The 10,066-nt window shown below is 38.8% G+C and carries 7 protein-coding genes and 1 tRNA gene; 3 read left to right on the top strand and 5 right to left on the bottom strand.

Annotation, left to right across the window (positions count from 1 at the left end):
• Positions 1–17: 17 nt before the first annotated feature.
• From B4237_RS16090 to B4237_RS16110, 5 genes are all read right to left on the bottom strand, one after another.
• Positions 18–773 carry a hypothetical protein gene (locus tag B4237_RS16090; RefSeq protein WP_004877331.1) on the bottom strand — a complete coding sequence of 252 codons (756 nt, stop codon included), beginning with the start codon at positions 771–773 and terminating at the stop codon, positions 18–20.
• 199 nt (positions 774–972) lie between these two features.
• On the bottom strand, positions 973–2,133 hold the full coding sequence (locus B4237_RS16095) for a nucleotide sugar dehydrogenase (RefSeq protein ID WP_278596516.1): 1,161 nt from the start codon (positions 2,131–2,133) through the stop codon (positions 973–975).
• 141 nt (positions 2,134–2,274) lie between these two features.
• Positions 2,275–3,201: a branched-chain amino acid transaminase gene (locus B4237_RS16100; RefSeq protein ID WP_004877335.1), complete on the bottom strand. Its 927-nt coding sequence runs from the start codon at positions 3,199–3,201 to the stop codon at positions 2,275–2,277.
• Between the two features lie 29 nt (positions 3,202–3,230).
• On the bottom strand, positions 3,231–5,981 hold the full coding sequence (gene glnE, locus B4237_RS16105) for a bifunctional [glutamate--ammonia ligase]-adenylyl-L-tyrosine phosphorylase/[glutamate--ammonia-ligase] adenylyltransferase (RefSeq protein WP_278596515.1): 2,751 nt from the start codon (positions 5,979–5,981) through the stop codon (positions 3,231–3,233).
• Between the two features lie 72 nt (positions 5,982–6,053).
• A complete protein-coding gene (locus tag B4237_RS16110) occupies positions 6,054–7,325 on the bottom strand; it encodes a sensor histidine kinase (protein ID WP_278596514.1) in 1,272 nt (423 codons plus the stop codon).
• Positions 7,326–7,628: 303 nt separating this feature from the next.
• Between B4237_RS16110 and B4237_RS16115 the strand changes: the two genes are divergently transcribed.
• The 3 genes from B4237_RS16115 to B4237_RS16125 all read left to right on the top strand — a co-directional run.
• Positions 7,629–7,715, top strand: a tRNA-Leu gene (locus B4237_RS16115).
• Positions 7,716–7,779: 64 nt separating this feature from the next.
• A complete protein-coding gene (gene queA / locus B4237_RS16120; RefSeq protein WP_278596513.1) occupies positions 7,780–8,817 on the top strand; it encodes a tRNA preQ1(34) S-adenosylmethionine ribosyltransferase-isomerase QueA in 1,038 nt (345 codons plus the stop codon).
• 300 nt (positions 8,818–9,117) lie between these two features.
• Positions 9,118–10,066, top strand: a 949-nt coding sequence (locus tag B4237_RS16125) for a hypothetical protein (RefSeq protein WP_286943945.1), incomplete at its 3' end; no start/stop codon positions are given.

Raw genomic sequence — 10,066 nt, forward strand, 5'->3', positions numbered from 1 at the left:
AATGACACCTACTTAGCTTATTGCCAAGCATCTTTAATCCAGTCCGATGGCAGTACATAGCGATACCACTTACCACCGCCACCACTGACTGCATCTGGCGGATTAATTTCACCATGGAAAATAATAATTTTGGCATTTTGAGGTTTTACAGGTGGTTTAAAATAAGCCAATGGAATCTTTTGTAAGCAGTGATATTTATAACTTTTACACCAGTCTTTGTTCCAATAACTCAGCTTACCTTCTTTATGTACAAACCAAGAGAGGTACTCTTGTTCATTACGGAATTTTTGTCGAACCTCATCAAAGTGTTCACGGAAATACGGCAGAATTTCAGGAAAAGCGCCTAGTTTAAAACGGTAAACTGAACTATTTCCTGTAATACGCCAAGGTCTTTTCCAGTCATGAATCACCAAAAACTCACCTTTTTCTTGGAAGAAACAATCGATGTTATCGACAATCACCACATCCAAGTCTAGAAAAAGCGCATTACCTTTTAAGCCATAAAGATCAGGTTCAAAAGTTGAAAGTTTATTCCAACCACGCTCAGGGCTACCCTCAGGCAGATCAAGTGATGGAATCGGAAAACATTGGATATTAGGATCAATTCCTTCAGTGCGGTCTGTTAGACAAACCATTTTAAAAGGCAAAGTAAGATGACGTTTAACCATGTTGTATAAACGATTGACATATTCTGCGCCATACTTGGTTCCCCATTTCATGCACAAAATAACATTGTCTTCATGAGTTGCCGAATTTTGTTGAATGTCTACCATCTGCTAACCTTAATGCCTTAGATATTATTTTGCTCAAGCATTTGGTAGCCAAAGCGAAAAAATAATATGCACTGAATGTGAGGCTATCTTAGCATAGACCTTATATTATTTTTTATTATTAATTCGTCAAACCCTTATAGTCTGTCGGTATTTCACCAACAGACTATACAAATAAAAACTTAATCAAAATTGAGAAAGCTTAATTAATGCCAAATAAATCTCTGGTATAAATTTTTTCCATCACATCACTGAACATCGGTACCATTCGATTTACGATAATCAAATCTGACATCGCTTTAAATTTTTGTAAGCTCGAAATAACAGGATGACCTAGATACTCTTTTACATCCAAGGTTGGCTCATAAATCACAACGCGGATTCCCTCATCGGCTAAACCTTGTAGCACATCATGCACAGCAGACTCTCTAAAATTATCAGAATCAGCTTTCATCGTCAGTCGATAGATTCCAACGCAAGAGACTTTTCGGCTTAAAATATCCGCAATAATCGCCTGTTTACGGGTCTGATTTGAGCGAATGATCGCGGAGATTAATTCCTGAGGTGTATCGTGATAATTCGCCAACAACTGCTTAGTATCTTTAGGCAAGCAATAGCCACCATAACCAAAGGATGGATTATTGTAATGATCACCAATCCGAGGATCTAAACCAACCCCAGTCGTAATATCCAAAGCACTTAATTTGTTTTTCATACAGTACGTATCAAGCTCATTAAAGAAAGCGACACGCATGGCCAAATAAGTATTGGAGAAAAGCTTAATTGCCTCAGCTTCGGTAGAATCCACACACAATAACACGGCGTTCTTTTCTACCGTCGCTTTCAAATATAACTTGGCAATCTTTTCAGCGCGTTTTGACTTTTCACCAACAATAATTCGAGAAGGATATAAGTTGTCTTGTAAGGCTTGCCCTTCCCTTAAAAATTCTGGGGAAAAAATGAGGTTTTTAAGCTTTAACTTTTTAGAAATCTCTTTGGTATAACCAACGGGCACTGTCGATTTGATAATCATCAACGCCTTTGGATTTATTTTTTGGATATCATCAATGACCCCTTCAATACTAGAGGTATCAAAATAATTGGTTTCAGGATTATAGTTAGTAGGTGTTGCGATGATAATGAGTTTTGCATTTTGATAAGCAAATTCTTTATCACATGTAGCCTCAATGCTGGCTTCAGTTAAGTAGTTTTGAATACAAGTATCACTGATAGGTGACACTTTTTGGTTAATGCTCTTTACCCGTGTTTTATCTATATCTAGTACAATCACATCATGTTGTTTGGAAAATAATAAGGCATTCGATAGACCTACATAACCCGCACCAACGACAGTAATTTTCATTCGATCTCTATTTTTTATTCGACTTAGAGACACCGTAATCAACTAAAATGAAAGATTGATGATGGTTTAATTGCAATCTTTTGACAAACCAGCAATAAAAAAGCGAAGCCTAGGCTTCGCTTTTTTCAAGATTTAAGTCACTTATTTGATATAAGTCAACCAATCTGCATATTTATCATTACGACCTTGAACAGCATCAAAGAATGTTTTTTGAATTACTGTTGTAATCGGACCACGAGAACCGCAACCAATTTCACGGTCATCATATTCACGGATAGGCGTAACTTCAGCAGCCGTACCTGTAAAGAATGCTTCATCAGCAATATAGAATTCGTCACGCGTAATACGACGCTCAACGACTTCATAACCAAGATCTTTGGCAATCGTAATCACTGTTTGGCGGGTAATCCCCTCAAGTGCACCACCTGCCAAATCTGGAGTATGTAATACGCCATCTTTGATCAAGAATACGTTTTCGCCAGCACCTTGGCAGACAAAACCTTGTGGATCAAGCAACATCGCTTCATCATAACCCGCACGAGCAACTTCTTGGTGAGCCAAGATCGATACTGTATAGTTACCACATGCTTTTGCTTTACACATCGTCACGTTCGGGTGATGGTGCGTAAAAGAAGATGTTTTAACGCGAATGCCACGAGCCATCGCTTCTTCACCAAGGTAAGCACCCCAGCCCCATGCAGCAACAGCAGCATGAACAGTATTTTCAGTTGCAGCGATACCTAATTTTTCAGAACCAATCCAAATCAAAGGACGTAGGTAGCAAGAAGCTAACTTATTTTCACGCACGACATCAATTTGTGCTTGTTCTAAAGTCGCTTGATCAAATGGAACATTCATTTGATAAATTTTTGCAGAATTTAATAAGCGCTTAGTATGATCTTGTAAGCGGAAGATTGCTGTTCCATTTGGGGTTTCATAAGCACGGACGCCTTCAAAAACACCCATACTGTAATGCAGAGTATGTGTTAAGACGTGAATTTTTGCATCACGCCAATCAACCATTTTTCCATCTTGCCAAATAAAACCATCACGATCAGCCAAATTCACGGCGCATACTCCAAACTTTTACTACACAATCATTCACTATCCAATGCAATTGTTGCGCTTGGATCAATTAACCTTTGCCATAACTTGCAAACGATCTCGCGGGTATCGTGCCAGTCCGCAGCATTAACTTGCATGGATTGATTTGCAAGTGCTAAACGGTGGCTCTCAGCTCGTTCACGGAGATAAGCATGTATCAATGCTGAGGCATCTTCACTTGATAAGCAGCCTGCTTGAGCAGCATCTTCTAAAATTCTTACATTGTCGGAAAAATGGGCGAGATCAGGATTCGTCCCACTCCATGCAAGCACTGCATACTGTGCCATAAATTCAATGTCAACGATACCACCTGAGTCCTGTTTTAAATGAAAAATCCCATGTTTTTTTTGTTCAGAAGATGAACCCAAATGATCTTTCATTTTCTGGCGCATTTTTAACACTTCTTCACGAACTTCATTTTCATCACGGACTTGTGTCAGGATCTGACAACGAACTTCTTCAAACTGCTGGCAAAGCATTGCCTCACCTGCGATTGAGCGCGCTCGGACAAGGGCTTGATGTTCCCATAACCAAGCACTTTTTTGTTGATACTGCTCATATGCTTTTAGACTGGTCACCAACATTCCCGCCTCTCCTGACGGCCTTAAACGCGTATCAATTTCGTACACACGACCATCTAAGGTTTGAGTTGTCATGAGTGACATGAATTTCTGTGCAACACGGATCGCAAACTCAGCACTACTGATGCTCTTTCGACCATCCGTTTCAGCTTGTTCTTCAAAAGCATGAATGAAGACTAAATCCAAATCTGAGCCATAGCCCAGTTCGATTCCACCGAGCTTGCCATAACCAATCACAGCAAAACCTTTTGCATCCAAGCTACAGCGCGCTCCTGTCGTACTCACAGGATAGCCATGTCGCTGTGCAACTGATTCATAGGCCAAATTTAAAGTCGCCTGCACACTCACTTCAGCAATATCTGTTAGCGCATCAGACACTTTCATCAATGGGCTTTCTGCAAGTACATCGCTCGCCGCGACAGTCAGCACATTACTCTTCTTAAATAAGCGGAGTACACGCATCTGATCTTCGACTTGATCAATTTCAATACGAAGTAATTGCTGACGTAAAGAATCTTCTAAATCCTGCCGTTGAGGTAATCCGAAATCCATCGATAAAAACTCATCCAGCAACACAGGATATTGCGCCAATTCTTCGCAAATCCAAGGACTTACTGTTGCCATTTTCACTAGACGCTGTAAAGCACCTCGGCTTTCCATCAGCATGACTAGATATACCGTTCGACGCAGCACTGATTCGACTAATGGCATCAATCTTAACAGTGCCATTTGCGGTTGATCTGACTGTAAAATCGCTTCAATCAAATGCGGCCAAAACTTTTTCAATCGCTCTAAAGCACTGGCAGGAATTTTCCTTAATGCTTGCCCATGCCAAAAGTTTTGAATGAGGTTCTTTGCATCGTCATCTAGTACAGCATCTAATTTCTGCTCAAGTTTTACAAAATCATCAATCGGTTCTGAAAATTCTTTTTCTTGAATTAATTGCTTAAACTGTACTTTGACTTTATCTCGCTTCTGATTCAACACATTAATGAAGGCAGTCCAATCCACAAAACCAAGCGTATCTAACATGCGCTGCCTTAACTCAGGCTCAGTTGGTAATGATTGTGTTTGCTGATCATTCAGCGCTTGAATTGCATGCTCAACACGTCTTAAAAACAGGTAAGCATCTTCCAAATCATCAACGGATTGTTGGTCTAAGAGTTCTGCTTCACCTAAATGATGCAAATTCGCTAAACATTGACGATCTTGTAATTCACGTTTTGAACCACCGTAAATCAATTGGAAGACCTGTACAATAAACTCAATTTCCCGAATACCACCTGCACCGAGTTTAATATCATCCTCAATATTACGACGCATGACCTCACGTTCGATCATGGCTTTCATTTCACGCATCGCAGCAAATGCTGAATAATCTACATAACGGCGAAACACAAACGGACGTGCCATTTCCATCAAGTCAGCACCTGCTTTAGCGCCAGTGATAACCCTTGCCTTGATCCAAGCATAGCGTTCCCATTCACGTCCGTGCTGGCTCAAATATTTTTCTAAACCCATATAGCTAATCGCGAGCGCAGAACCATCGCCCCAAGGACGTAAGCGCATATCTACACGGAATACAAAACCATCTGCGGTAATATGGTCGAGTAAATAGATCAGTTTCTGCCCCCATAAAATACAGAACTGTTGTACATCTATGCATTTTCGACCATTGGTCTCTCCTTGTTCATCGAAGGCAAAAATAAGATCAATATCACTTGAAAGATTAAGTTCTTGTGCACCTAATTTCCCCATCCCGATAACAATCAGGTCTTGAACTTGCCCCTCATAACTGATTGGTTCTCCATGCTTGGCAACAAGAGGGATACGTGCAAATGCTTTTGCGGCACAAATGCTCGCATCGGCAAAATCAGATAATTCACGGGTTAAGGTCACCACATCGGTAAGCTGGTTAGCATCCTGCCAAATCCAACGAAACATCAAACGCGCTCTTAGGATACGTAGCGCTTTCATCCATACCTGTTCATCCTTGATCTCTGCAACAGTTTCTTGGACTTTTTGATGGATGCTTTGTGTAGACAACGAGCAAAGAAATTGATCTTCTGAATAATCTTGTTCTAGTTGTGATTGGTATAGGTTTAAAACTTGTTCTGCATACTGACTTGCAACTAAGGTTTTTTGTAGCTGTTCCGCATTCATATAAAAAGGCTCTACCGATGTCATCTCATCGTGTTTAGTTATATCAGTTACAAGCTTATGTTTAAAATCTCTTTAGGCTAATTTTGCTTTACTTTTATGTTGATCTGTACATAAATCAACGTGTTCACGCTCTGCAGGCAATGTCACTTTAAATGTTGTCCCTTCACCATCCTTAGAAACCACATGAATCTCACCATGATTGAGTTCTACAAAACGCTTACACAAAGATAAACCTAAACCAGCACCTTTCTCGCCAGCTGTACCTTTGAAACTCATGGTGATACGTGGTTGAAATAGATTTTGTATTTGCTCATCGGTCATGCCCAAACCAGAATCTTTTACGCTAATCTCGACCATTTCACCTTTATTTTGGGCTTGGATGTAAACTTTTCCAGAACCATCAATATCCGTAAATTTCAACGCATTTGACACAAGATTTTGAATCAAAGAAGTGATCATATTCATATCAGCATAGACTTTTAGGTTTTCATCTACTTGATTAATCAGTTGAATATTTTTCTTCAAAGCTAAGGTTTTTAAAATATCCGTCACAATATCGGTGATCTGTCGTAATTTAAAATTAATTGGGTGATAAACAAAACGCCCGCCTTCGGCCATCGCCCAATTCAACAAACTTTCCAATAAGTTGTAAGTGGACTGTGATGTGTCATAGAGGTAGTCAGCAATATTTTGAATACTAGACTCATCCAAAGTTTCGCGTTCTTTGGCTAAAATTTCAGAGAAGCCTAAGAGACCATGAAATGGTGCACGTAAGTCATGGGAAATGATCGAGAAAAACTTAGTTTTACTAAAATTTAATGCAGATTCTTGTTCATATAATTCTTTTAATTCATCATGATTTAGTTTTAACTCAAGCTGTTGCATAAAGTTTTTGCAATGTTCTTGAAGAAGCTGTTTTTGCGTCTCAGTAAATTCCAATACTTTTGTATCGAGTAGAATGAGATAACCTAAAGATGTTTGGTCGGAATGTCGCAAATGTACTGCGATAGCTGATTCTGTCTTGCATTTCAACGCATTGAGAAAACCAATCAATGTTGGATATTGTGAATGTGAATGGTCAATCAGATCATCGTTGACAAATAACGTATTTAAACTTTTTGTGATTTTCGCGGTATCAATTGCTTTTAATTTTTCTGAACAGCGATGCCATAAATAAGGTTCTTGGTGAAAGGCAAGTAAAGCTGTGCCAGTCTGCATCAACTTGCGGTTAAATTGTAAGAATTGTTCAAGCGTGTTTTGGTCTGAGTTAAGACCCATAGAAAGAGATAGTTTACAAGCACTTAGCTTTTCGGCTTGCTGTAATTCTAATAATTGAATAGCCATGCACGCCTCTCGAATATTATCGTTATACCATTACTTACGTTTTATTTAAAAAAATGAGAAAACTATCACTTAGTATTAACAAACTTTAACAAAAAACGCAATTGTAGAATCAATCAATTCGCAACAAAACGTGAAATTTCATTAAAAAAATTTCTCTAAAACCAAGAATGGAAAATACGTATCACTCTAAACTTTTCAATACCAACTGAAACAATTGATCTAAAATTCAACAACTACGAGCTTTACATGATTGACAAGCCATTTAAACAAGGTAATATACGCAACACAAAGCATCGCACTCTTCCCGAGGTGGTGAAATTGGTAGACGCGGCGGACTCAAAATCCGCTGTCAGAGATGACGTGTCGGTTCGAGTCCGACCCTCGGGACCAGAATTTCAAAACCCCAAACTAGCACTAAAAGTTTGGGGTTTTTTCATATGTGGTAAAGAAAAATATGCAACTTTCCGACTTTTCTTTTGATCTTCCAGATGAACTTATTGCTCGCTATCCTCTAGATAGCCGTAGTGCATCACGCCTACTCCATATCGATGCAAACGGTCAGTATCACGACCACGCGTTTACCGATATTTTAGATCTATTGAAAGATGGGGACTTACTCGTACTCAATGATACAAAGGTCATGAAAGCACGATTAAAAGGAAAGCGTGCTACAGGTGGCGCGATCGAAGTCCTCGTTGAACGTATGTTGGATACACATACAGCGCATTGCCATATTAAATCGAGTAATTCACCGAAAGCCGGTGCAGAACTTTATATTGGTGGAGATGCCGTTCCTGTAGCCGTACAAGGTCGCCATGAAAACTTATTTGTCGTTAAATTTTCGCAACCTATTTTGTCTGTACTTGATCAATATGGACAGTTACCGATTCCACCTTATTTCAATCGTGAAGCTGAAGACATTGATACTGAACGCTATCAAACGGTTTTTCACGATCCTGAAAAAATTGCTAGTGTTGCAGCACCTACAGCAAGTTTGCACTTTGACCAAGATTTATTGGAAAAACTAGCTGCAAAAGGTGTGCAAAAAACTTTTGTGACATTACATGTTGGTGCAGGTACATTTATGCCTGTGCGCACGACTGACATTACCAATCACATTATGCATAGTGAATGGTGCGATGTACCACAAGCAACGATTGATTTGATTTTAGAAACCAAAGCTCGTGGAAATAAAGTGATTGCTGTAGGCACAACAGCAACTCGTGCCTTAGAGAGTGCTGCACAAGCAAATCAAGGACAAATTGCCGCTTGGACTGGTGATACGCAAATTTTTATTTACCCAGGCTATCAGTTCTGTATCGTGGATCGTTTGATTACCAACTTCCATTTACCAGAATCGACCTTATTGATGTTGGTTTCAGCTTTGTCGAATCGCGACAATATTCTAGCGGCTTATAAACATGCAGTTGAGCAACGTTATCGTTTCTTTAGTTATGGCGATGCGATGTTGGTTGACCAAGCAAAATTTTAAGAAGTTCTGCTTTAGCGATGAAAAACTAATTATAAATTTGCAAAAATACATTTTATAAAATTCACATCTTATCTAGCTTTCTAAGATTGATAGCTAGATAAGTCTAGTGAAATAATTAAGTTATTTCGGAATAAATACGATGAATTTTATAGATCAACTTAGCTGAACAATAAAAAACAACTCCATATACTCTAATGGATTCGCCAAGTATAAAAAGCACGATTAAGACACTTCTTAGTTTCTGAAATTTAAAGCATAATCTAAATCATACAGATTTATTATAATGAACCGACTAATCCCATGCCGATCGACACAGTACAAGAAGCCTTACATATTAGACGTAAAAAAAATGCACAGGTTTTTAGAAATATTGCTCGACTTTGGGAAGCTGGGCAAACGTCTCATAGTGATCAAGAGTTATTAGATAAATTACATCCTTGGCGAGAAGATCATAGTCTCCGTTTTTTTAATGTACTCCCCTATTTATTAGCCATGACCAGTATTAGCACTTTAGTTTTTGGCTTTTTTCTCCATCCACATATCCAATTTATATGGAGCTTTTTAGGTGCATTCCTCACAGGATTTCTAGCCTATCTGCTTTATGAATCGCAACAACCGCTCAGACAAGTGATTCATTATCTTGAACAACGAATGATTGATTTACGCTATGGATTAAAGTTTCAACAACTTCCAGCATACCTTCCAATCCAAGCACAACCGATATTGGTTATCAGTCGATTAAAGCAATACTTCCCACTTTTCAATCGTGGGGATAAATCAAATGAAATCACCTATTACGCCTCTACAACATGGAATGATGGTGAAATTGAACATCAAGTCTTGGTATTTAAATATCAATACGTCAGTGAAATGCCTATTTTTCAGGATGGCAATACTGATAAAAAAATCGTAAAAGAAATTGAAAAGGACTTATGGGGTGCATTCATCTTTCAAATGCCAGCACTCGGTATTGCTGTAAGCAATCAACGCTCGCGATTCTTTGAACCGTATAATTGTTCTTGGCAAAGTAGCGATATTTTAATTAATCGAAAAATCAATATTTTTGGATGCGACCAACATCAACTCGCAAGAGAAGTTAGTCCAAGTATGACGTTAAAGTTAAATGATTTTTTTCAACATTTTAGTGGTGATTTAATTTATCATCATCAAGAGCGAATTCTTTGCTATGTGGGTGAGCAAGACCTATTTCAAACCACAAGCAGACGAGATGAGATTAATGATATTTCAG

The sequence above is a fragment of the Acinetobacter sp. UBA6526 genome (genome assembly GCF_002434875.1).
In the GTDB taxonomy this organism is placed as follows: Bacteria; Pseudomonadota; Gammaproteobacteria; order Pseudomonadales; family Moraxellaceae; genus Acinetobacter; species Acinetobacter venetianus.

What these genes read in the sequence shown, in the direction of transcription:
- B4237_RS16110 (WP_278596514.1), bottom strand. Translation starts at nt 7,325, where the DNA reads ATGGCTATTCAATTATTAGAATTACAGCAAGCCGAAAAGCTAAGTGCT.
- glnE (WP_278596515.1), bottom strand. Translation starts at nt 5,981, where the DNA reads ATGAATGCGGAACAGCTACAAAAAACCTTAGTTGCAAGTCAGTATGCA.
- B4237_RS16095 (WP_278596516.1), bottom strand. Translation starts at nt 2,133, where the DNA reads ATGAAAATTACTGTCGTTGGTGCGGGTTATGTAGGTCTATCGAATGCC.
- queA (WP_278596513.1), top strand. Translation starts at nt 7,780, where the DNA reads ATGCAACTTTCCGACTTTTCTTTTGATCTTCCAGATGAACTTATTGCT.
- B4237_RS16090 (WP_004877331.1), bottom strand. Translation starts at nt 773, where the DNA reads ATGGTAGACATTCAACAAAATTCGGCAACTCATGAAGACAATGTTATT.